Genomic DNA, 24,345 nt, shown 5'->3' with positions numbered 1-24,345 from the left:
TGCACTAGATCTAGTGTTGTATAATGAAATTCTCACCCATATATTGTGGGGGACATGCAATTGGGGAACGGTTTTACATAGCATGATGAAGAACGGTTTCCGCGCATTTTCGCGCTGATTTCATTTATTCGGGAGGGTTACCATTGGAGACGGTTCAATTGAAACGGCTTGAAGGACTCAGCGAAAAAATATTTCTCGACCGGTATGCGATGAAGGACGCCGACACGGAAAACACGCTTGTCGGAGATCTCGTACTCGTCTTGACGAAGGACGATCCGAAGTTTCCGAGCAAGGAAGTCGGAGAAGTTATCGAACGAAACGGCAGACAAGTCAAGATTCGGCTTCGCAGCGGCGAGTTGTTCGAATCCAGCATAGATAAATTGACCTTGACGAAAGAGAAAACGCCTGAACAGCTGTGGGATCGTCTGGCGGCGGCGATGGCTTCGGTGGAGACGACTACCGAGAAGCAGAAGGAATGGAAGGACAAGTTCCGCTACATTCTCGACGACTGGAGACTCGTTCCGGGCGGACGGATCGCGGCAGGGGCAGGAGCGAGCGATGAGCTGACGCTGTTTAACTGCTACGTCATTCCTTCGCCTCATGACAGCCGGGGCGGCATCATGGCTACGCTGTCGGAGATGACCGAGATTATGTCGCGCGGAGGCGGTGTGGGCATCAATCTGTCCAGCTTGCGTCCCCGCCGTTCGGTGGTACGCGGCGTGAGCGGATCGTCCAGCGGCGCCGTCTCCTGGGGCGGCCTGTTCAGTTATACGACCGGGCTGATCGAGCAGGGCGGCAGCCGGCGCGGCGCGCTGATGTTGATGATTAACGACTGGCATCCGGATCTGCTTGACTTCATCACCGTCAAGTCGACGATGGGCCAGATTACGAATGCGAACTTGTCCGTTTGCGTCAGCAACGGGTTCATGAAAGCAGTCAAGGAAGATTTGGACTGGGAGCTCGTCTTCCCGGACACGACCGATCCGGAGTACAACGAAATCTGGGACGGCAATCTCGACAAGTGGAAGTCGCTCGGCAAAAAAGTAAAGCCGTTCCGCACCGTCAAAGCGCGCGAAGTGTGGCATACGATTATCGAATCGGCATGGCGCTCCGCGGAGCCGGGCGTCGTGTTCATGGAATATTACAACCAGATGTCGAACAGCTGGTATTTCAACCCGATTATTTGCACGAATCCTTGCTTTCACCCGGAAACTCGCATCTCGACCGAATATGGCCTGATCACGATCGAGCAGTTGTATCAAAAGGTCGGCAGCCAGTCGTTCTTGACGGCAACGGACGATCGCCTCATAAGCCAGGCGGATGTTGTTAACGGGCGTTCTTATGAAGTACCCGGTGTTACGATGAGGAGATCGACGGTATTCCCGACCGGGGTCAGGCAGACGCTGGTCGTTAGCTTGCGAAACGGTATGGAGTTGAAAGTGACGCCGGAGCATCGCATCTATACGGACAAAGGCTGGAAGGAAGCCAGACACGTAACGGCCGACGACAAGGTGTACATTCAGTCGGGAGCGGGCGCTTTTGCCGCCGAGGATCAGTTGGGCGAAGCGTGGGGAACGTTTCTGGGCTGGCTGACCGGAGACGGCTGGTTGTCTTCGCGGGGCGACATCGGCATGGTATTCGGTCGCGACGATCGCGAGGCAATCCCGGCATTGCTCGCCGCAGGGCGGTCGGTGTCCGGCAACGACGCGAAAGTGTTCGAGCGAAGAAACGGCACCTCGCAAATTTTTTGGTGGAAAAAAGAATTGCGCGAACGTTTGGAGGAATTGGGCGTCAAGCGGGTCAAGTCTCACGAGAAAGAAGTTCCGTCAGCGCTGTTCACCGCATCTCGTTCGACCGTAGTCGCCTTCCTGCAAGCTTTGTTCAGTGCGGACGGTACCGTTTATGACAAGGACGAGATGCATCGGAGCGTCAGACTGACGTCGGCTTCCCGCAAGCTGTTGCAGGACGTGCAGCTTCTTTTGCTCAATCTCGGCATCCATGGCCATATTTATGCCCGTCCGAAGGCGAATCAGCGTGCGTTTGCCTATACGACCATCCATGGGGAAGAGCGGGAATATGCCGGCCGTATGTTCTATGAATTGATCCTGAGCGGCAACAACATCGTCGCCTTCAAGGAGCAGGTCGGCTTTGGTCTGATTGGACGCAAACAACAGGCGCTGGAGCGCATCTCGCGGGTATCGAGAAAAACGGAGAAGTTTGTGTCCCAGGTAGAAAGCGTGGAGCCGGGCGAGACGGTAACGGTGTACGATATTACCGAGCCAGTCACGCATTCGCTTATAGCAAACGGGGTAGTCGTCCACAACTGCGGCGAACAGGGCCTTCCCGCATGGGGCGTCTGCAATCTGTCGGCAGTTAATCTGTCCAAGTTTTACGACGAGAAGAACCACGATGTCGCTTGGGACGATCTGGGCAAAACCGTTCGCTATTCGGTCCGGTTCCTGGACAACGTCATCGACCGGACGCCTTATCATTTCGAGGAAAACGAAAAGAACCAGAAAAGCGAGCGCCGCGTGGGTCTTGGCACGATGGGACTGGCCGAGCTGATGATCAAGCTGAAGATCCGTTACGGAAGCCCGGAATCGCTCGTGTTCCTGGATAAGCTGTACGGATTTATGGCGAAGGAAGCGTACTTGTCCTCTTCGGAAATCGCCGGAGAGAAAGGCTCTTTCACCGCATTCGACGGCGAGAAGTTTCTGCAGAGCGGCTTCATGAAGCAGATGACGAAGACGTTCCCAGAAGTGGGCAAAGCGATCCGGAGCCAAGGGATGCGCAACGTTACGGTCATTACGCAAGCTCCGACGGGAAGCACCGGAACGATGGTCGGCACATCCACGGGAATTGAGCCTTACTTCGCCTTTGAATATTACCGCCAGAGCCGTCTCGGCTACGACAAGCAGTATGTGCCGATCGCTCAGGAGTACAAGGATCAGCATCCGGACGAGGAACTGCCGGATTACTTCGTCACGGCGATGAGCTTGTCTGCCGAAGACCATATCCGCGCACAGGCGGCCATCCAGACTTGGGTCGACAGCTCGATCTCGAAGACGGCGAACTGCCCGTCCGACTTTACTGTGGAAGAGACGAAGAAACTGTATGAGCTGGCCTTCGATCTCGGCTGCAAAGGCGTAACGATCTACCGCGACGGTAGCCGCGACGTTCAAGTGCTCTCGACCGAGAAGAAGGAAGACAAGAAGGAAGAGGCGAAGGCGGAACCCGTTCAGGCGGCGGCCGAGCAGCCGTCCGGTTCTTCGGAAGCGGGCGACACGGGGGCGCTGACCCAGCTGTCGTCGACACTGACGACCGGGATCAGTCCGGAGACTCAGCAAGTTTTCGATAAGCAGTACAAAAAACGTCCGCAAATTCTTCGCGGCGCTACGTATAAATTCAACACGCCGTTCGGAATGGCGTACATTACGATCAATGATATGAACGGCACGCCGAGCGAAATATTCATGAACGTCGGCAAAGCCGGATCGGACGTATTCGCGATGTCCGAAGCGCTCGGCCGCGTCTGCTCCTTGTTCCTCCGTTACGGCGACCACGGCAACAAGGTGGAGCTGCTCGTCAAGCATCTCAAAGGAATCGGCGGCTCCGGCGCCATCGGCTTCGGCCCGAACCGGGTCGAGTCGATCGCCGACGCCGTCGCCAAGGCGCTCGAGATGCACAGCGGCGATGATTCCGAGCCGTATATTACGGCGACGCAGGAAATCACCGCCACCGTCGAATCGGTGAAGCCGTATACGCCGTCCGCCAGCACGTCGACCGACCTGTGCCCGTCCTGCGGCTCCGCCTCGCTGGTGAACAGCGAAGGCTGCAAAAACTGCGCTAACTGCGGATATAGCAAGTGTTCTTGATTGGTGGGAGGAAGTACGAGGGAATCCCACTGTGAAATTCCAAAATCATTTAGAATTGTTTCATAATTCGTTAGACAATTTGTTGCAGAATTCGTTAGAACGAACTTTTATACGGTAATTGAATAAAAATACACGAATGGCAGCTGAGATCTTTTCAGCTGTCTTTATTTTTTATAAAGGTGTGCATCGATATGAATAAATGGCCGGACAGGGTGAGTTTCTTTCACAAAGAGAGCTTTACAAGAATCCTCACGCTCCTCAAGGTATCTCTTTAACCAGACCTTACACTCTGTCGTAAAATAAACTTCTATTTGCTTAGAACCTTTCCCATTCATTATTACGGAGCAGTTTCCCCAGTTGATGTCTTCAACATTTGTGTGCGGGCTAAATCCCAAAATGCGCTTATCAGCCTCATACAACATCCACAGATCCATCAATCTCATATATTAAACCCTCCCACAATGGCTTATTATCCTTAGCTTCGCTTTGCTTGGAAGGGTTTAATCATTCCTTTCCAAAATAGTGGTTCTGTCGCTAGCGTCCCCGTTAGTTGAGCGACCGTCACATTAGCTCATCGTAATGTATCTAAACACAAAGTGCATTTTGACCCAAAATATAGATCAGTATATAAATTCATAACCACTCCCGTAATGGAAGTGGCTACTTCTTCTCTTTATTAAATGAAGTTATTTCAGTATAAGTCTTGCGACGACTTCGTACTTTTTGTAAATATCCCCTAAAATTTCGCCTGTCTTCGTAAATCCAACACTTGTATATAATCTGTTTGCTACTTCATTATCAGGCTTATAACTTATCGTTAAATCCACACTACAGTCAGGGAAACTCTTAACTAATTTTATTACTTCCAACAATGCGGCTTTCCCAAAACCTTGTCTTTGATAATTTTTGTCAATCATCAAACGTAGAATCCAATAACGTCCATCTTCTGGGTCACGCCCGTACATTAAAAAAACAACCATAGTTTCATCATTATAAACTGCAAGAGGGACTTTGTCTGGCTCGTATTGCGATTGTAGAATTGAAAACACATTGGGAGCAACAAAACGCTCCTCTTCTTTGGAAACTTTCAAAAGCACACATTCTTCCCAATTATCTTTAGTAATCTCTTTTAAATGTATTGTCACCTGGATTCCTCCCTTAAATTTGTCCTCTGAAGAAACCCAAAGAATAAAAGGAAACCGTCTGTGGACTTAAATGATAACCACCTTATTTAACATTGTTACATCGCTCCCTTCAGTTTTTTCACTCACATAATATTGAATTAGCGAAAATTAATTATAGGGAAAAATTCTTTTAACATATTCAATTGTTAAGTTAAAGTCCTAGTTCAAATTTATCTTCACACCAAAACTCGGTACAGTCGGTAAATTTCCTTTTTTATATAATTGGAAAACAGCAATCATGTACTTGCTGCCATCTAATCGATTTATTGTGCTAATGTCTCCGTTAGCGAAATGACTTGTTTCTTAAGTAAAAGAGGGACTCACTTTAAATTATGAGTCCCCGTCAGTTGCTTTGGTTATTGGATTGACTTCAACAACTTTATCTCAGAGGTAGGTAAAACTAAACGCTCTACCTCCACATCAGCTGGCATGAACCCCAAATTATAATAGAGAGATTCAGCATATGTTCCTTGCAGTACACCAATTCTTAGTATCGGATATTCCCCGTATAAAAGTGTCAATGCTCTCTTTAGCATATTGGAAGCTAATCCTTTGTTCCTGTAATTAGGGAGGACACCAATATTAAAAACACCAGGGTAATACGTTCGCTGTTTATCTTCTAAAAATAACAAACATGATCCAACTAATTGCTTAGTGTTATTATCAAATACCAGGGTGGATGCCTTAAGCATCGAGTCAGTAAAAATATTACTACTTCGTTTAAAAATAAAGCTTTCTTTCGAGATATGATTTCTTCTTGCTGCATTAATTCCGCCTTTATAGCTCTCAAAAAACAATTCCGCTATTTCTAATTCGATTGAAAACTTTCCGTTTTCCATAACGGGTGATTCTATTCTAAAGCCGTCATCCCAAATGGTATTGAGGACTTCAGTTGGGCGCTGCATCATACGAGAACGGTTAATGTCCGCCCAAAAGCCTGCTTGGGAAAATAGATCAACTTGATGTGGAAGCACATTAATTACTGTGATATTTTTAGATCCGTCAGAAAAATCTACAAGAAGGTGTTTTAATAATTTAACTACTTTTAATTCATCATTAAATGGCGGGATAAAAAACAAGTTATACAATCGATTTTCGGTGAGAATTACCCCACCAATTTTTGACTCATAATTAAAAATCCAAAAGGCATTATTACCGTCATACACGTCAAAGCCATATTCTTTAAAAAATCCGTTATACGCCTGATTATAATAAATACTGTTATAAAGACTCCAATCTTTAGCATCAGCTTTACGAATGGAGCATTGATCAGACAATGCATAGAAAGTCATGTCCGTAGACCATGTTCGGGTGATTGTGTTCATCTAACTCCTCCGTTTTAAATAAATTTAACTTACAAAGATTAGATACATGGCAGTTCGTCTTCACCATATCACATCACCCTTTCCGAATATTATATTTACATCATAATCCAAGAATCTTTCAAAGTTATGGTGAAAAAGAAATGAAATAAAAAAATCCGTAAAAGTTTCCACTTGCAATGAGCCGTTTAATAAATTGAAATATATAAACCGCAACTAATGATCTAACGAAGTCGAACTCACCGCCAAACTGGGTAATAAATAGTATCCTTCAACCCAAGGCGGCGATGAACATGAACAGCACAAAACGCAAGCAAGCAAAGATCGAACGATTAGACAAAGCCATGATAGAAACACCCGATAAACGCCTCTACGAAAGATATCTAGCCGTTTAGCTTCATCTGGAAGGACTCTCGTTTTCGGAAATTGGACAATTGCTTGACCGGGCTCGTCAAACTATCAGCATGTATTGGCAGGATTATCAGAAACACGGCCTTGCTGGACTTGAAATGGATCATTCTCCCGGTCAACCGCCCAAACTCAACGATCAGCAACGTCATCAGTTAGAGGCTTTGCTGGTCGATGTAGGTTTTGAAGCGCATTACACCTGGACGCTTCCGCTTGTGTCGGAGTGGATCAAGCGGGAGTTTGATGTTGCGATGAGCGTTAGAGGCATTAGCGTAATGCTTAAACGCATGAACTTCAGCTTCACCTAAGCGACCTATACCCTTGCGAAAGCGGATGCGGATGCGCAAGCCTTGTTCCGCAAGCATACGTTCGCCAGTTTGAAAGAACAGGTGGAATCTGAAGAAATTCACCATCTCCTGTTTGAAGATGAATCCATGATTCGCTCGTATCAAGCTTTGAAATACAGTTGGTTTCCACGAGGTCGCCAGCGCAAAGTACCTACCTACGGGAAGCACGAAGGCGCCAAGCTATTTGGTGCGATCAACTACGAAACGGGTCAAGATCATCACAGGGAAGAAGAAAAGGCCGATGTAGCCGCCTTTATTCGCTTTTTACAAGACATTCTTGCGGCATACCCGAGTGGGAAAATCGCCATGATTCTGAATAACAGCCGCATTCATCATGCGATTGGCTTACAGCCTTTCCTGGAAGAGAATCCGCGTCTACAGTTGGTTTTTCTTCCTTCGTATAGTCCGAATCTAAATCCTGTCGAAGGATTGTGGTTGTGGCTTAAAGCGGATGTCGTTAATAACGTCTTTTTCGAGAAGTTCTATAAGAAAGCTCATAACGTCTCATTAACCATTCAAATGACCTATCCGCGATGTTTGTAATTGTATTGTACATATGTGGGTGAGCCGGTAGGACGTCCAAATTTTTTTGAAAATATCCCAACCTTTTTCTCGCTTGACACACTATTTGATTGTCAAGAATTACAGACGCAATTGCGGAGGCGAAAGATGGATTCGATCGGGAAGAACGGAAAAGAAGCGGCGGAAGCCATTCGGAGCTATGTCAAACCGATTTTCGGTTTTGCGTTGAACCGGGTCAAGCAGCGAGCGGAGGCGGAGGATCTGGCTCAGGAGATTATGCTGCAGTTGTTGAAATCCTTCTCCGGGGTGCGGGACATTCGATGCCTGGAGGCTTACGTCTGGACGGTTGCCCGATACACTTGGGTGAATTGGTTGAAAAAACGTGCGCACGCTCCCCAAGCGATCGAAATCAACGGCATGTCCGAACTGTCGGCCGACCGTTCCCGGGAGCCGCTTGACCGGCTGCTGGTAACCGAAGCTTACCGCGAGCTGCGCCGTGAAGTCGCGTTTCTGTCCGACATCCATCGCCGGATCGTGGTCATGTATTACTACGACGAGCTTAAAATCGGCGATATCGCGATTGCTCTGAACATTCCTGTCAACACGGTGAAGTGGCATCTGAGCGAGGCCAAAAAGGAGTTAAGGAAAGGGATGAATCGTATGCGCGCAACAGGAACTTTGAGTGTCAATCCGGTCAGCATGGGGGAAATGGGCCATTCCGGTTCGGCCGGCAGACTGGGCGAAACCAACGATTTTCTTGGACGCGCCTTGGCGCAAAATATCGTTTACGCGGCTTATCACAAGGCGCATACCGTCAATCAAATCGCGGAGGAGCTCGGAATGCCGCCGTCTTTGCTGGAAGACGAAGTCCGGCACCTGGCCGATTACAATTTTCTCATCCAAACCTCTCCCGGCAAATATCAAAGCAATACCATCGTCTGGGACCTCTTCGAGTTGGCCGTAGCTGGTCATCAATTCTGGCAAGAGTGCGCCGTCGAAGTGGCCGATGTTCATTTCGACGCGTTGATGGAAGTTCGCCGGCAAGTCGAGGATAGCGGAGTGTACGTTCCGGACGGCGACTATAACTTCCTGCTCTGGACCTTGCTGCCCAAGAACGTCGAGGAGCAATCCTGGCGGAGCATGCCGGCGGGCGGCAACTTCGATGCGGTCGCGCCGATGCGAAAGGACGGAGGGCAGTATATCGCTTATGCGGCGTTGAACCGGAGCCGCAATGCCGATCCGGGTTTTGATCTGAGTAGTTACGTCACCTTCGGTCCGAGTATCCGCTACGTCGAAGACAGTCCCTTATACTTGTGGCAATTCAATACGTACTGGAGCGACCGCCAGGTGGATTGGCGTTTCCTGGAATACCGGAATGTCGAGGTTTGCCATGCGTTCCAACAAGGGGAACTGCCTGACAACGAAGGGAACAGCGAGCAATATTCGTTCCTGCTGGAGAAGGGGTACATCCGCAAGACGGAGGAGGGGTACAAGTTCAATGCGGTTTGGATCGACTCTCCGCAAACGCTGGATCGGTTGAACAAGGCAATGCCGGATTTGTCCGCCCTGTATGCGCCTGCTGTCGGCAAGCTCTACGATAAAATGCTCAGGCTGTTCCTGCAAAATCAGTCGAAACATTTGGAGCCGCAGCTTGCTTACATGGTGAGAGGCAATACCGGCGGAGGCCGGCTGGTGGCTTATATTTTGAAGCATTTGATCGATAACGGGAAGTTGAAACCGCCGTTGTCGCACCAGAAGAAGACGATTACAACCTGGATGGGGCCGGTCAAGTAAGTCCGGTTCGGAAATGGATACGATGAATGGCCGTTCCAGGGTCATGCTGGCCATTTTCACGCAATACTCTGTTCAACGAAGTGATTAAAACATCGCTATTGCACCACGGCCCCCACCTGAACTTAAGAAAATGATCAAAAACCACCCATGACGCACGTGCGTCATGGGTGGTTTTTGATCATAATCGCCTCTGCCGGATTTATCCTTCCCTCACACGAAGGACCACCAGTCAAATTTACCCGACGATTTTTTATCCTTTCTTGACCGCAGCCCAACCGTGAGAGGTCAGATGCTCCACATACTCAGCTTTCCAGATCTATTCAGCAAAACTGCCCCGATCTTCTGGCCGGCTGCCGTTGTGTCTATTTTTAATTCAATCCTTTGCCCCCTATGATTGAATTTGCTCCATGTAAGCCATAAATTCTTTAGCAATTTCTTTAAACTTCGTATGGTGCAGGTAATGTGAACCTTCCATCGGAATCATTTTGCCCTGTGCGGATTGTTTGACCTGCTCCTCATGCAGCGGAATCCACATCTTATTGTTCTCGTTATTCGATTGGACGAATAGTAGCAACGGCAAATCCGAAGGGTAGGTGAGTTGTTCTCCATTTTTGAAATTGGACCCCAGGTGTCTCAACTCATTCATCATCGTTGGATTGCTGGTGAGTTGATTCGAAATCAAGAGCATCTGTTCTTTCGTATGCTCATCGAATGCAAGCGACTCATATAGATCTCCGCTCCCTTTTTTGATCAATCTCATCAGACCGGATTTTTGAAGAAACTGCATCGATTTCAAAGGCAATTTAACATCCATGCCGGGTTGATTGGGAACGCTGCTATCGATGCCGACAAAAGCAAGAACTTCATCCGGATAAGTGTTCACATAGGACACTCCGTACAGTCCCGTGATGGAATGTCCCATCAGAACGTAACGATCCAGCCCCAACTGCTCCACAGCTTCGTGAATTTCGCTGACGATATTTTCTGTCGTTCGTTCTTTTTTCGTTTCGTCGCTCAATCCATAACCGAAAGGCTCGATCGCCACGACCTTGTAATGGGGAGACAATTCATCAATCAGCAATTTGAAATCAAGCGCAGGCGCCGGGGTTCCTTGTCCCGGAAGGAGGACGATAGTCGGTTCGCCGTCGCCCTGAATGAGCACATTCATCTTTTTCCCATCCACATTGACATATTGGCCGTACAAATCGATTTTCTTTTTCTCGACCTCGTTGCTGATGGCATTAACGACAAACACGATGCCCATAAACAATACGAGCGCTCCCACAATACCTCCGATTATTTTCAACCATAAGTTCCGTTTTTTGCGGCTCCTGGTTCCATTCGTTGTTTGTATTTCCGCCGTTTGTCCCACGTTCATCTTCTCCTGTCCTACTGTTTGTAGAGCCGCCGCAGCGGCATATCCAAAGTGTAGTCAACCAAGATGTACCCTTCGTGACGACAATATGAACGGAATATGAACACGCTAAAAAAGGAGGCGCTGCATTCCAAAGATGCAACATCCTCCCCATTTGTCACCCAGTGACGGCGGAACGCGTTATTCTGCTCGCAAAGTTAGCGGTAATGCAACGGTCAGGGTCGTACCTTGGCCAGGTACGCTTTCTACGGAGATGCTGCCCTGATGAAGAGCCACAATTTGCTTGGCGATGGCGAGCCCCATACCGCTTCCCTCTTGTTTGCGGCTGTGCGAGCGGTCTGCTTTGAAGAAACGTTCGAAAATCCGCTTCTGGTCTTCCGGAAGAATGCCGATCCCCTGGTCCGATATGCAGACGGTCACGTTTTGGGCATCCCGTTTCATGCGAACAGCGATAAGACCGCCATCTTTTGAAAATTTGATGCTGTTGCCGATGATGTTGGTCCATACCTGATGAAGCAGGTCATAGTCGCCCGTGATGCCGGTTTCTTCCAAATCCATGTCAAAATGGATGTGGCGAACAGACCACTGCGGTTGGATGGCCACGATGACTCTCCGAATTTGTTCATCCAGTTGGAACGCGGTCATTCGCAATTGCTGCGTTTGCGATTCGAGCTGGCTGAGCTTCAACAAGCCATCGGTCATGTTGGACATGCGCTTCGCTTCGGTTATGATAATCTCTATATAACGATCCCGATCCTGCTCAGCAACGTTCGCCTGTTTAAGCGCCAAGGCATATCCCGATATGGATGTAAGAGGAGACTGCACCTCATGCGATACATTGGCCACGAATTCCCTGCGCATTTGTTCAAGCTGCTGAAGATCATGCGTCATATCCTCAAAGCTTCGGGCCAACGTGCCTAACTCCCCGGTCTGCTTAATGTTCAGCCGAACGTCGAAATCTCCGGACGCTATACGCTTGGTCGCTCTCGTCAACTTATTGATCGGTCTCACCAGAAAAATGGAGGCGATGAGGATCAACAAGCTGCCTGTAACGAGGAAGTAGGTCAAAAAAGTAAGCACCCACTGCTTGGCAAATGCAGCCGAAGGCGGAGTGCGAGGTTCCACAAACATCGCCCGGGTCCCCTCGTCCGTCCTCAAAGGCAGTCCCAGCAAAGCGGGGGCTACGCCGCCGATATTGACTTGGACGATGCCTCCATGTCGAACTTGACTCACTTGTTCCACAGTCACCGATGCCGGCAATGGTCCGTCAAGCGATCCGTAAGACTGAACGAGACCCGTTCCATCGTAAATGCGGATATGGTACGAATCGAGCTGCTTCATCCCGCTTATATAGGTATCCGCTTTGTCGGCAGACATGGTTTCGTACAAACGGACGATATCTTGCCCAAAGTTCATCAGGAGCACTTGCGAATTTTCGTTCAATTTCTCATCGTACAGCCACACGGCAAGTGCATAAGCAGTGACCGAACCTGCAATGACCGAGAGCAGGAATGTCAGGACAACGCGGATATACAACGATTTGATCATTTGCCGGCCTCTAGACGGTAGCCCAGTCCGCGAACGGTTTCGATCCGAAAATCATCCGCCGATGCGAACCGTTCCCGCAAACGTTTAATGTGCACGTCCACCGTGCGATCATCACCCGTGTAGTCAATGCCCCAAATTTGATCGATTAACTGTTCCCGCGTATAGACTTGGCCGGGCGTGCCTGCCAGTTTGTACAACAGCTCGAATTCTTTCAGCGGCAGCGCAAGCGACTCCGTGCCGATGGTCACCTTGTATGTCTGGCGATCGAGAACGACGTTGCCCAATTGAATGAGATTGGTGGAAATAATGCGGTATCTTTTCAACAATGCTCTCACGCGAACCGTCAATTCCAATGGATCGAACGGTTTGGTCAAGTAATCGTCCGTCCCGAGTTCGAAACCTTTCACTTTCTCCCACGTTTCTCCTCTGGCCGTGAGCATGAGCAAGGGTAGATCCGGGTTCGCTCTACGGAGCTCCTTGCATAACGTCCAGCCGTCTATGACCGGCATCATGATATCCAGCACAACCAGGTCGACATGCATTCTGCCGTAAACGGCCAACGCTTCCTTTCCATCGGTTGCCTCGACGGTTTCAAATCCATCATTACGCAAAAACAAGCACACGAGCTCGCGAATGTTCGCGTCATCGTCAACAACAAGTATTGTAGCCATGCCAACCCTCTTTCCTGGCTGTAAAGCTCCAGTGTCGAAATCGTTCATTTACGATATCATACAACAAATCGGGCAACATTGCGTTACACCGCGTTACATGTCTCTTGTCTCGGTAAGGATCTCAGAAATTAGCCATAAAGGCTGATGAACTGGAGCCACAGCCACCAGTTTAAACGGAAATTGCCCCAAAAGACTTCCATGTACCGGGTGTACCTGCGATCGTGCAGATCCAGCCCACGTTTGTTCCTGCAGTCGGATTCGTGTTGTAGAAAATATCCCCTTGTTTCCACGTACCATCGATAGGCGCAGCAGCCCCGTACATGAAAGCCGGAGCCGAGGTCTCCGTAGCCCCGGTGAAAGTGTTACCGATAAGGGAAGGCAGCGGGGAAGCGCTGAGCTTGGTCAGATCGCCTGTGGTAGGATATAGCGAAACATTTCCGATTAATGTCATTTTCTCGCGCACCTGAAAGGAGTATGATGAAGCGTTCCTAGAGACATTGCCTATCGCAATGGCATTTTGCCCGGCAAGTACGAAGTTGATCACCCCATTTTCCGCTGTGTTGAGAGCGTATATCGGCGCTTCCAGTATTCCTGCCGATACGTGTAAGCAGTTTTGCGCCGATGTCGTCTTCAATTTATTGCCCGTAAAGGAGAACCCTTTGCCGCCGCCTGGCAGCAAAGCAATGATGATCGCTTGATCTACAGCTTCGATCTCATTATTATGAATCCGCACTCCGTTGGTGTTATTGGAGTTCGCATCTGTATATATGCCTTTGCGCACATTGCGGATCCGGTTATCCTCGATGGTAATTCCATCCACATTTTTAGATATAAATATGCCGCCGCCAATCAACTTTTTGTTCACGTTGTTGATGGTGTTTCCCACTATGAGCGACTGTCTAGTATACGATGCACTGATCGCGCTTTCATAATTATCGGTTGCACTGTCATTGTTCAGATTATTAATGGAATTGTAAGCAATGGTATTGCCGTAATTCAAGTAACCGGCAGCGGTACCATGGTCATCGATGCAATTCATTCGTTTTGTTGTATCGGTAATATAACGATTTGCCTTGCCTCCGCTATAGATGGTATTGAAAGCGGCAATATTATTGTTGCTCCCTTTATCAAAATCGATATGGGTAAGCGTCTTACCGTCAAACAAACAATGCGTCACTTTATTGTATCTGGTTGCCCCACCGGCAAACTCCAATGTGTTCCAAGAATATTCTCCTTTAAAGTAGCAGTCGATAAAGGTATGACCTTCGTTGTAATGGATAAAATTTTCAGCTGGAATCTGCTTTTCCCAATTGCTAAGTACGCGTATTGCAAAATCACAACTGGATGTACCGGTTTGGATAAACCGGCATTTGCGTACCGACACGCGATAGCAGCCGCCGATTCCACCACCCCAGCCAGGCTTTAATTCATCTTGAGCGATCAGTGCTAGTTGCGGGCCAGTAGGATGACTGTATTCATCATTGAGCCCTGGGTCAATAAATGATACATTATCGATAACCAAATCGCTGGAAGCGTTGACCAGTACGGCGTAGCTTAGACCATTGGCGGGTATTCGTGCAGAGCCGTTCTGGTGTAGACATAAATCTTTTAACGCGCCGTATTGAACGCCAACCATGTCGATCATGCCCCGATATAAATATGTACTTCCCCAGCCGCTGGTGGCAAATGCTTTAATAACGCTCGCCTCTCCCTCTCCGTGCAGCATTACACGGGAAGCCATCACAAGCGGTGAACTGATCATATACGTTCCGCCGGGTACGCATACGGTGCCGCCTCCTCTGGTTGAGGCCATATTGATAGCGGCCTGAATACTTGCGGTATCATCTGTTGTTCCGTCACCCAGCGCACCGTGATCTTTTACATTTATGACACACATGTGGTCAAGACGATTCATAATGCTTGCGATTTGCGCCTGCGCCTCTGTACAGCATGGATCCAGGTCGCCTCCTCCATAGACCGAACTGGTAACGCTTTCATGAAAATCCGCAGCTTCGACCAAGCCTGGAGCCATCAAAGCCCGGGAGCCTAAAGCGACTCCGGCGATGCCAAGCGATGCCAGAAGCGTTCTCCGGTTCATCCGCAAGCTCTCCGTTGCGATCTCTGTCTGCTCTGCTTGCTGCCGATCCAATAATTCAGTCATAAATACCGCCTCCTGAAAATTGGTGAACCGGTAGGCCGGTTCTATAGAGTGGATTGCCGTTGATGTAAGCTGAAGTGGTTGTAGTCTGTTCATGGCGATTATATACTTAAACGTTAACCTTGTAAATAATAATAATGCTTCGGCTTATCCTGATATATGATTAAATAAAAGTGCTTGCCGGTAAAGATTTATTTGAGGGAGGCTTTTCATGGATAGGATTAATTGACAAAGGAAACGTTTAACTCTATACTTTCAGCAAACGGAACAAATTAGTTATGAATTGGGGGGATGTTGGTGCCCACTATTAAAGACATAGCAAAATTGGCCGGCGTCACCTTTGTTTCGGTATCCAGGGCGTTAAATAACGAACCCGGTGTGAGCGAGGAGACACGCCGGAAAATTCTCGATATTGCCAAGCAAATCAATTATGTACCTAACTTGGCAGCCAAACGTCTGGTCGACCGTTCCTCGAATGGAATCGGCTTGATTTGGCCGAAGCGGGAAGAGCCTTTCTTCTACCGTACTTGCAATCATATTCAGGAGGAGGCGTCGAGCCGAGGCTACACCGTGATGGTATCGATGGCGGAGCGGGATGAGGCGCTCCGCTCGTTCCGGGAATATTTTATCAACAGGGCGGTATGCTGGCTGGACAGACGTAAGACTCCGGAGTATATCGCTGCCAAGCAGCAGTTTAACGGCACCATCCTCGAAGTCGGGGGCCGGGAAGGCTGGAATCAGGAGAATGCCCACTGGCTCGATATTGATCGCAAAGGAGCGGTCAAGCTGGCGATGAGTCATTTGTTCGAACTCGGACATACGCACATCGCCTTTTTGGGAGGACATTCGGACAAATGGCTAGGGTACACGGAATCGCTGGTGGAGCTTGGGCTGGAATTTCGTCCAGAGCTGAATGTGATGACCTTGATTGGAAATCCGGACATGTCGCTCAAGGTGCGCGACTTCATGAGGCATTTTCACGAATACGGGGCTACGGCGATTGTAATTGACAGCGAAGGGCTGCTGCGTGAATTCGTCAAGGCAGCTTATGCAGAAGGTGTGCGCATTCCAGAGCAGTTGTCACTTGTAGTATATGACGACTTGCCGGAAACGCAGTCGCTGCTGCCCGTCGCGATTACGACAGTAGGACCTGACATCGTCGAACTGGCCCGCACAATTATCGATCTGATAACGGATGAAGCGGATGCCGCAGAAGAAGGCCATTTTTTTCGAAAGGTGCTAACGACGGAGCTGAGAGTCCGGGAATCAACTCGTTCGACGGGGTGATTCCCGGACTGCGGGTTTTTTGAGAAAGTATAAATTTTTTTATCCGATAAGTAAACGTTTAATATTAAATAGGTCGAATTATTTCTAAAAAAGTAAGTAAACGTATAATGACCATGTGATGGAGGTGGGTGAAATGTAGACGGCAACAGAAAGCTACAGTGAGGATGGCCAAGTATGGGGAAAATCACCTATTCATTTTGAAAGGGGACCGAAATATGAAAGGGATCTCAATCGGTTTGTTGGCCGGGACAATGGCGCTGGGGATATCGGCATGCAGCAGTACTTCGGATCATTCGAAAGATGCTAGGGACAGCATAACTCCGGGACCAAGTCAGCCGGCTGCCGTTAAGACGGACCCGGTGGAAATCAATATTTACTCGAATAACAACGCATCGGAGCAAGTGTTTAACGAAAATTATGGAAACGCTCTCAGGAAAGCCTTCCCTCAATTTACCATCAACTACATACAGAGCAAGGCTGGGTCAACGTTGCCGGAGATGATTGCCTCGAAAACGAGAATCGATATTTTTTGGACGTCGATCGGCAACTATGAAACTGCGTTGTTCGAACATGGTTTGCAATTCGATATGACGGATCTGATCAAAAAGCACGGCATCGATCTGAACCGGCTGGAACCAACCGTAATCGAGGCGATGAAACAAATTTCAGGGGGGAAGATGTACGGGCTACCGGTTTCGACTAACACTCTGACGTTGTTTTATAACAAAGATATTTTCAATAAATTCGGTGTACAGATGCCCACGACGGATATGACGTGGGATCAGGCGAACGAGTTGGCTCGCAAAGTGACTCGAGTTGAAAACGGCAAGCAATATTACGGCATCGCTTCTTCGCGTGATCACATCATCCGGATGAACCAGCTTTCCGTGCCAAATGTGGATATGACTACCAAGAAGCCGACGCTTGCAACCGACAGCCGCTGGAAGCAATTGTTCGAAACTGTTTTCATTACTCCGTCAGCCGACAGCGGTTACCGCGACGGGATGACTAAGCTGAAAAACTTCCCCGCTCTGGACCAGTTTGCGAAAGATCAAAGCTTAGCCATGCTTGTATACCCCAACACGCTTCCGACCTCTGTGCCAAATGAGCTAAAAACGTTTGATTGGGATATAGCCCCGATGCCGACCTTTAAGGAACTGCCGAATGTTGGATCGCAATCATATCCAGTATACTTCGGTCTTACTTCGCAAACGAAAAACAAGGATGAAGCGATGGAACTGTTGAAATTCATGGTATCTGAAGCGTATCAGAATGAATTGGCCGCAAAAGGAGTATTGCCGATCGTGCAATCCGACTCGACGAAGAGGCTGCTCGGAACCAAGACGGAATTTAAGAGCAAAAACTACCAGGCGATGATATCCCGGAAGTTTGCTCCGATCACGCCAAAAGTTCCAGAGTATGATACGGACGTATTCCGATTTTACCGGGATCAGGCATTACCTCTGGCGATGGGACAAACTGACATAAACACGGCATTTCGCACTGCAGCCGAGCAAGCCGAGAAGGTGATTCAGGAGAAGGGGAAGAAGTAAGACGGTAAACGAAGGATATATGTTCTTGTCCTCAGCGCAGGACAAGAATATATATCCTTTGCTGTATTTGGACAAGAACATATAACCATAATCGTATTGTCAAAACAAGACCGATGCCGCGAATCCGACAACAACAGGAAATCTGCAAGTGGCCAGCAACGGGCAAATCAAACTGACAGTTTCCCGTTCGCGAGAATAATAGATTAGATAAACGTCATCTGGTGAAGTAAAATAGAGAGAAGTGGAGATATCCCTACGTCTGTTGACCGGGCGGAGTAGCACCTCCAACGTCGGAACGACATTCCATCCGGAACGGCAACCGGCGGAAACGCAGAATTTATATACTAGAGGGGGGAATCCGATTTATGCTGGTAAAATCGTTGGCTCATTATAACCATCCCGATAATTTTCCGTTTTGGATTCAGCGCAACCGTCATGACCAAAGAAGCATGCCTCTTTTGCACACTCACGAATTCGTCGAACTGATTTATGTGGATGACGGTCAAGCGACGCATTTGTTCCAAGATACTTCATACGAGATCAACAAAGGCGATATTTTTATGATTAACCCGGGCGAGAAGCACGGATACACTGTCACGGAAGGTCAGACTATCGAAGTGATCAACTGTTTGTTCCATCCGGATTTTATAGCGTCGTATGTGCTTCGTGAGTTACGGTTGGGCGATTCGTTAGATTTTTTTTATGTACAGCCTTTTTTAAATCGTGAAATCAGGTTTAACCACAAGCTGAATTTGGGGGCGGCTGACGCGGACAAAACGCGGGGCATTCTGGAGGAATTGCATCGGGAAATGACGCAGCGGGATTCCGGTTATCAAGCTCTGGTGCAGCTGCGAATGACCGAACTGTTCATCCTGCTGTCCCGCTACTACAACAAGAGGAAGCATAACCTGCAAAGCCCTTCTCCGAATGAACTGCTGGTACGTCGGGTCTGTGGTTATGTAGAAAGGCATTACAACCAGAAAATCACGCTGCCGCTGCTGTCAAAACTGTTTTACGTCGGGGAGCGCCAGTTAAATCGGTATTTCAATCGGTACCGGGGCACCAGTGTATACGAATTTGTGCAGTTCATCCGGATCGAAAAAGCCAAGCAATTGCTGATCGAAACCGACGACATTGTATCGGTTGTCGCGCATCGGGTCGGCTATGAGGATGCCGCTTCCTTCGGGAGATTGTTTGTTCGCCAATGCGGCTGTTCGCCGGGCAAGTACAGAGAACAGTATCGGTAGCCGTTTCGAAACCAAAAAAACGGTTAGCTGTTGACTGAGGCAGACCGATCCCTGGAAAGCGGGAAAGTGACCGGATCGGCATACGGTCTGTCCTTTTCCGCAATAGCCTCTCCTTTCCGTGTTTTATATAGTAGAGAAAAGCCTGTAACCTTGACAAATTCTTCGGGCGGAAGGACTTGTAGGGAAGGAAGGAGGCCATATCAGTCCTGCATGCGGCTTTACTGCAAGGGGGAAGTCTTCTCGGCTGGAGCTGCTTAGGTTTCAGTTAAAATGAAATCGCTTTCATTTATTTATTGGACAGAAAACGATCGCGATGCCGCCATTTTTGTTTTGGATGAACACGTTTCGTAATAACGCAAGACGATCAGGATTTTCATAACGGATGCGTAAGGGAACGAAGGAGGGCTGTATGTGGAGAACAAGAGGATGAGGATGAGCCGCAGGGCATTGCTCGGTACGGCCGCAAGCGCGGGCGCGATGCTGGTGGCGGGCGGCGTGCTGGGTCAGACTGAAGTGCGGGCGACCGGCGGCGAACAAGTAATCGTAGTCGATACGATCACCGCGATGAAAAGCTTGTCGTCGCCGGAGGACGGTCAACTTGTTAGGACGCGCGGCTATTACGCTCCCGGGGACGGCGGCGGCGCCTGGTACTTCATTACGCCAACGGCCGGTTATACCGGGTCGCCGGACGGCTATGCCGATCACGGGTTGATCGCATCGGGCCAAGTCGCCGTATTGGAAATCTCGCAGGGAATCGATATGTTGCAGGTCGGCGTCCAGACGGGCGTCGACTGCACGGCACGAGTCCGGGCCGCGTATGGCAAAGGGGCGAAGAACTATTACTATACCGGAGACATAGCGCCGGTCATCGATTGCGACGACCCCGCTTATCCGGCGACCAAGTTCAACGGGGGCATCCGGCCGCCGAGCGACAGCACCCATTGGTTCGACGGCCGGTTCCGTTTTCAAGCCAAAGCGAGCCCTTACGGCGAGCATGTACTCTTTAACTTGCAAGGCTGCGAGCACGTTACAATGTGGCGCCCTTGGGTGATCGGGGATATCGGGACTCATACGGGGACTGGCGGAGAGTGGGGGTTCGGTTTTTATATCGCTTCCGGCAGCAAACATATCGCCATCCATAACGGAACTGCCGAGAAGTTTTGGGGCGATGGCTATTATATCGGCGTGTACCCGCATAATACGGCGCTGCCGATCCCCGAGCATATCTTGCTTCAGGACTGCATCGCCGATTCCAATCGCAGGCAAGGGTTGTCGATCGTCACCGTCCAGAGTGGACGGATCGTCGGGGGAGATTACCGCAATACGGGGAAGATCGTCCTGACGAACCCGGGTTTCGGCATCGATATCGAACCCAATAGTCAGCTCGGGAACAAGATCGACGTATCGCTTATCGATGTCAAGACCAGCAACAACGGACGAGGCGGTTTGCAGCTCGTACCAGGTTTCCTGACCGCCTCGAGCACCGTAAATCCGTTATTTGACGTATATATCGCCAACTATCGTTCCGAGTCGGACGGTCCGGTCGGGGGACTCCGCTTCGCCTTTCCCGGACTGAGCGGCGGGGTTAACCACACGAAAAAGATCCGGGGCTCGATCGTGATCGAGAAGGCGACGATCGTGCGGCCGGAACGCAAGGCGGTGGAGTGGGCGCGTTGGGGGCCGAATGCGCCCGAAGTGATCGCGACGGACGTCACCGTACAGGACCCCAACGAGGCGGCCGTTTCCGGCTCTCCCTACTCGCAGGAGAGGAGCGCGTTCTCGATCCATATCGTCGCTTCCCATGTGACGAGCGGTCAGGTTCGCATCGGCAAAATAACGCTAATTCGTCCGAGGGCCATCGATACGAGGAGCACGCCGCAGATGCTCGTCCCTTTTTGGGCATATGCGGCATCCGGGGCGTCGATCAACGGCCTGCACATTATCGATCCGTATTCGGAGAACGATCTGGATGGCGATCGCGGTTTTTTGCGCATTAACGTCTCCGACTCTAGCCGGCTGACCTATACGGGGCCTCGACCCAGATATGTACTGGATGACGACCTCACCTTGAGCGGCGGATTATTCGCAGGGATCGAACTGATGCTTCCGGCCGCCGAAACGGGGACGAAGGAGGTACAACTGCCCGATTCCGCAGTATCGATTGGGCTGGAGTATGTATTCGTCAACGCTTCCCAATCGGGAGGAAAGATCCGGCTGCTGGCTTCCGGAACGGATGTGCTGCAGCTGTCTGGAGCGGCCGGGGCGACAAGTCTGCTGATCGAACCGGGCATGATCTATAAGGCGCAAGCGCTGTTTCCCGGCGTATGGTCGATCTGAGTTGTCGACATAAAAGAGCCTCTAATCCGCATTCAGAGCGGATTAGAGGCTTTAACGGTCCTTGCCGATTATTTCGCGTTTTGTCTTAGCGCGTTAATCTCTTTCGTCGCCTCTTCCTCCGCTTGGCGGAACAGGGTGTTGATGTCGGTTTGTCCTTGTGCCAGCTGTAAGGCGCCGTTCGTATAAAACCGGTCGATGGCGGCGCCGTAAGGCGGAGTTTTAAAGGCGATCGAAGCCATCTTGTTATAAAATAAGGCCGAATAATTTTTATTGCTGAAGGCGGACTTGCTGCCGAAGGCTTGCTTTACGCTCTCCAGTTTCAGTACCGGCATTTGTCCCTTCTCGGATATTTCTTTCTGGTATTCTTCGGAAAGCAGGAATTTCAAGGCCGTCATAGCGGCATCCTTGTTCTCACTGAATGAAGTGATGCCCATCTGGATCGGATAAGGCTGCGCGCCAACCCCCGGTTTTTCGCGAAAAGCAGGCAGCGCCGCGATGTCCCAATCGATCTGTTTCATTTCCTCGCCCAAGGCGGTGATCAATCCCGACGAATAGCCGTACATGGCTAACGTTTGGTCCCGTACGAAGGTGTAATGGTCGGGTATTTTTTTCAGTCGGATCGTTTCCGTGCGGGCGATTTCATTTTCGAATGGGCGAACAAACAACGTTTCGAATAACGGTTTCCAAAGTGGATTCGTGTTAATTGTCGGTGTCATCGTAGATGGATCGACACTCGGCAGCGAAAACTGATTCTGGTTGGCGGTGTTGGCCGGATTTACGGTTAATCCGACATAAGAGGTACCGGATTCCTGCCGGGTCAGCTTTCGCCCCAATTCGATCGCTTCATCCCAGGTCATGCCGTTTTGCGGGAAGGGGACGCCGAATTTCTGGAACAATGTCTTGTTGTAGTACAAGGTCATCACGTTGTTTTGGATCGGGAAACCGTAGATCGCACCGCCTGCGACACCATTCATATACTCCACGTAAACCGGGTCCAGATCAGAGAAGGAGACGTTATGTTTCTTGATCAGCTCGCGCATATCGTATTCCATGCCGCTTTCGATCATATAACGTTCGAAGTTGCCGATGGTAGTAAAGAAAATGTCGAATTTCGTGCCCGAGGCCAGTACATCCTGCAACGATGTACCTGTTGCGGCGCGGATGTATTCGATCGTGTAGTTCGGAAATTTTTTACGCAGGGCATTGCCGAAGGATTGATTGAAGCTTTCTTCGGAGTTGCCGTTATTGGAGTAAAATACAAGCTTCGCTTGTTCGTTCCGGCCGTCTTGCGGGGAGGCGTCCCCGGCCTCGCGAATGGTTTCAGCCGGAGCGGAAGCGCAGCCGGACGCAAGCACCAGCAGCAAGGCTGTCATGGCAGCCCGGCAACTGACGGCTCGCTTGGTTTTACTTGAAGTGGTCGGAATGGGTTTCACGGATTTCACGGATGTCCTCTCCTTTATCATCGCTGGTTGGTGATTGCATTCGGATTCAACAGTTCTTGGATCGTTACTTTCCGTTGTTCCTGGATCGAGATATTCGCGGCCGCTCCAATGAGCATGGACAGGGCGCCTTCCCAGGAACCGGCCCGCTGCCCCAACGGATCAACCGGTTCGTTCTGCACGAACATTTTGCGGATACGGTCGTCGCTCCCTCCATGCGAACCCGTTGCTTTTCGGGCTTCATACACAACTTTTTCCCCTTTTCGATTGAAGAGGTGAATCTGCTGCGTCGGCTCGTCCGCCCTGTCGCCGGTGTAATATTCGCCGGCCTCGATTCTGCCCTTGGTGCCATTGAAGGTGGCGGTCCAATTTTTGTACGGGCTATGCGCAACCAGGGAGTAATTCAAGACAGTACCTTTCCGGTAGCGGACATGGACAGACATCGTATCGTAAATATCGATATCGTCGCCGAATACGCACCGATCGCGAATATAGCCGTCGTCCGTCTCGCTTTTATAAAAATAGTCGTTGTTGAACGGGTGTTGCGTAATATCGAAATAAAACTCGCACGTGTTTGCAAAGCTGCAATTCAAGCAGCGGAAGCCGCGTTCCTCGCGCGTCGGGCCGAAATAACGCCGTTCACCGAAGGCGCTTACATCAATGGGCTCGTCGCTCAGCCACCAGTTGGCCAGATCGAAGTGATGTGTCGACTTATGGACGAGCAGCCCTCCGCTGTTGCTCATATGGCGATGCCATCTCCGGAAATATTGCGCGCCATGGTTCGAGTCCAGATACCAATTGTAGTCCACGCTGAGGATGTCTCCGATCGTACCGGCGTCCAGCAGCTCTTTTACCCGCATCATGTAGGGCATATAGCGGCAATTGAAAGCGACCTTGATGTTGCGGCCGGTCCGTTTCTCGGCATCCAGAATGGACTGGCATTTCACGGCATCCGTAGTCATCGGTTTCTCGGTAATGACGTCGAGTCCGGCTTCCAATGCCCGGATAATGAAGGCATCATGTGTACTGTCCATCGTCGTGATCAATACAAGATCCGTGCCGCTCTTCAGCAGCATGCTGTCGAAGCTGTCGTAAACCGGAACATGTCCGCATTCTTCCGCGAGCAAGCGCGCTCTGGACGGATTCTGATCATAGACGCCTACCAGTTCGACCTCTTCGCGAAATTGTGTGGCCAACGGTTTCACGAGAATATGAGCGCGCGCTCCCGCGCCGGCAACCGCTATTTTTTTCAACTTGTGCGCCCCCTTGGTTTCATTT

General features: G+C 49.8%; 15 protein-coding genes and 1 pseudogene. 7 read left to right on the top strand and 9 right to left on the bottom strand.

Translation table 11 applies throughout. The features are described from left to right. Positions 1–209 precede the first annotated feature (209 nt). Positions 210–3,875, top strand: coding sequence for an LAGLIDADG family homing endonuclease (locus IDH45_RS10440; protein WP_397327020.1), 3,666 nt, complete (start codon positions 210–212; stop codon positions 3,873–3,875). 164 nt (positions 3,876–4,039) lie between these two features. On the opposite strand, the gene IDH45_RS10435 is transcribed toward IDH45_RS10440, so the two are convergent. From IDH45_RS10435 to IDH45_RS10425, 3 genes are all read right to left on the bottom strand, one after another. Beyond that, positions 4,040–4,318 (bottom strand): hypothetical protein, encoded by a 279-nt coding sequence (locus tag IDH45_RS10435; RefSeq protein ID WP_223836526.1) that lies wholly within the window; start codon positions 4,316–4,318, stop codon positions 4,040–4,042. 243 nt (positions 4,319–4,561) lie between these two features. Then, positions 4,562–5,020 carry a GNAT family N-acetyltransferase gene (locus IDH45_RS10430; protein WP_190927225.1) on the bottom strand — a complete coding sequence of 153 codons (459 nt, stop codon included), beginning with the start codon at positions 5,018–5,020 and terminating at the stop codon, positions 4,562–4,564. 395 nt (positions 5,021–5,415) lie between these two features. Then, positions 5,416–6,384 (bottom strand): GNAT family N-acetyltransferase, encoded by a 969-nt coding sequence (locus IDH45_RS10425; RefSeq protein ID WP_190927223.1) that lies wholly within the window; start codon positions 6,382–6,384, stop codon positions 5,416–5,418. Positions 6,385–6,674: 290 nt separating this feature from the next. On the opposite strand from IDH45_RS10425, the pseudogene IDH45_RS35235 reads away from it, so the two are divergent. After that, a pseudogene (locus tag IDH45_RS35235) lies at positions 6,675–7,679 on the top strand (IS630 family transposase). 126 nt (positions 7,680–7,805) lie between these two features. Then, a complete protein-coding gene (locus tag IDH45_RS10415; RefSeq protein ID WP_190927221.1) occupies positions 7,806–9,452 on the top strand; it encodes an RNA polymerase sigma factor in 1,647 nt (548 codons plus the stop codon). Between the two features lie 388 nt (positions 9,453–9,840). Here IDH45_RS10415 and IDH45_RS10410 read toward each other — a convergent pair whose 3' ends face one another. From IDH45_RS10410 to IDH45_RS10395, 4 genes are all read right to left on the bottom strand, one after another. After that, positions 9,841–10,824, bottom strand: coding sequence for an alpha/beta fold hydrolase (locus IDH45_RS10410; protein WP_317891183.1), 984 nt, complete (start codon positions 10,822–10,824; stop codon positions 9,841–9,843). A gap of 183 nt (positions 10,825–11,007) precedes the next feature. Next, on the bottom strand, positions 11,008–12,375 hold the full coding sequence (locus tag IDH45_RS10405; protein WP_190927218.1) for a sensor histidine kinase: 1,368 nt from the start codon (positions 12,373–12,375) through the stop codon (positions 11,008–11,010). Continuing rightward, positions 12,372–13,046: a response regulator transcription factor gene (locus IDH45_RS10400; RefSeq protein WP_190927216.1), complete on the bottom strand. Its 675-nt coding sequence runs from the start codon at positions 13,044–13,046 to the stop codon at positions 12,372–12,374. Before IDH45_RS10400 ends, IDH45_RS10405 begins: the two co-directional genes overlap by 4 nt. A 169-nt stretch (positions 13,047–13,215) precedes the next feature. After that, the gene (locus tag IDH45_RS10395) at positions 13,216–15,207 is read right to left on the bottom strand and encodes a right-handed parallel beta-helix repeat-containing protein (RefSeq protein ID WP_190927214.1); all 1,992 of its coding nucleotides are present in this window, start codon (positions 15,205–15,207) and stop codon (positions 13,216–13,218) included. A gap of 288 nt (positions 15,208–15,495) precedes the next feature. Here IDH45_RS10395 and IDH45_RS10390 point away from each other — a divergent pair, with 288 nt between their 5' ends. From IDH45_RS10390 to IDH45_RS10375, 4 genes are all read left to right on the top strand, one after another. Continuing rightward, a complete protein-coding gene (locus IDH45_RS10390; protein WP_223836523.1) occupies positions 15,496–16,491 on the top strand; it encodes a LacI family DNA-binding transcriptional regulator in 996 nt (331 codons plus the stop codon). 215 nt (positions 16,492–16,706) lie between these two features. Further along, the gene (locus IDH45_RS10385; RefSeq protein WP_190927211.1) at positions 16,707–18,044 is read left to right on the top strand and encodes an ABC transporter substrate-binding protein; all 1,338 of its coding nucleotides are present in this window, start codon (positions 16,707–16,709) and stop codon (positions 18,042–18,044) included. Between the two features lie 365 nt (positions 18,045–18,409). After that, a complete protein-coding gene (locus tag IDH45_RS10380) occupies positions 18,410–19,291 on the top strand; it encodes an AraC family transcriptional regulator (protein WP_190927209.1) in 882 nt (293 codons plus the stop codon). 411 nt (positions 19,292–19,702) lie between these two features. Continuing rightward, entirely contained in the window at positions 19,703–21,628 is a 1,926-nt protein-coding gene (locus IDH45_RS10375; protein ID WP_190927207.1) for a hypothetical protein, read from the top strand. 68 nt (positions 21,629–21,696) lie between these two features. On the opposite strand, the gene IDH45_RS10370 is transcribed toward IDH45_RS10375, so the two are convergent. Together IDH45_RS10370 and IDH45_RS10365 are read right to left on the bottom strand one after the other, a co-directional pair. After that, on the bottom strand, positions 21,697–23,070 hold the full coding sequence (locus tag IDH45_RS10370; protein WP_190927205.1) for an ABC transporter substrate-binding protein: 1,374 nt from the start codon (positions 23,068–23,070) through the stop codon (positions 21,697–21,699). A 17-nt stretch (positions 23,071–23,087) separates the two neighbouring features. Then, positions 23,088–24,320, bottom strand: coding sequence for a Gfo/Idh/MocA family protein (locus IDH45_RS10365; protein ID WP_190927203.1), 1,233 nt, complete (start codon positions 24,318–24,320; stop codon positions 23,088–23,090). Positions 24,321–24,345: the final 25 nt, after the last annotated feature.

Source organism: Paenibacillus oceani (genome assembly GCF_014705615.1).
Lineage (GTDB): Bacteria > Bacillota > Bacilli > Paenibacillales > NBRC-103111 > Paenibacillus_AB > Paenibacillus_AB oceani.
This window is presented reverse-complemented; position numbering and strand designations above follow the sequence as displayed.

What these genes read in the sequence shown, in the direction of transcription:
- IDH45_RS10440 (WP_397327020.1), top strand. Translation starts at nt 210, where the DNA reads ATGAAGGACGCCGACACGGAAAACACGCTTGTCGGAGATCTCGTACTC.
- IDH45_RS10435 (WP_223836526.1), bottom strand. Translation starts at nt 4,318, where the DNA reads ATGAGATTGATGGATCTGTGGATGTTGTATGAGGCTGATAAGCGCATT.
- IDH45_RS10425 (WP_190927223.1), bottom strand. Translation starts at nt 6,384, where the DNA reads ATGAACACAATCACCCGAACATGGTCTACGGACATGACTTTCTATGCA.
- IDH45_RS10415 (WP_190927221.1), top strand. Translation starts at nt 7,806, where the DNA reads ATGGATTCGATCGGGAAGAACGGAAAAGAAGCGGCGGAAGCCATTCGG.
- IDH45_RS10405 (WP_190927218.1), bottom strand. Translation starts at nt 12,375, where the DNA reads ATGATCAAATCGTTGTATATCCGCGTTGTCCTGACATTCCTGCTCTCG.
- IDH45_RS10400 (WP_190927216.1), bottom strand. Translation starts at nt 13,046, where the DNA reads ATGGCTACAATACTTGTTGTTGACGATGACGCGAACATTCGCGAGCTC.
- IDH45_RS10395 (WP_190927214.1), bottom strand. Translation starts at nt 15,207, where the DNA reads ATGACTGAATTATTGGATCGGCAGCAAGCAGAGCAGACAGAGATCGCA.
- IDH45_RS10390 (WP_223836523.1), top strand. Translation starts at nt 15,496, where the DNA reads ATGTTGGTGCCCACTATTAAAGACATAGCAAAATTGGCCGGCGTCACC.
- IDH45_RS10385 (WP_190927211.1), top strand. Translation starts at nt 16,707, where the DNA reads ATGAAAGGGATCTCAATCGGTTTGTTGGCCGGGACAATGGCGCTGGGG.
- IDH45_RS10380 (WP_190927209.1), top strand. Translation starts at nt 18,410, where the DNA reads ATGCTGGTAAAATCGTTGGCTCATTATAACCATCCCGATAATTTTCCG.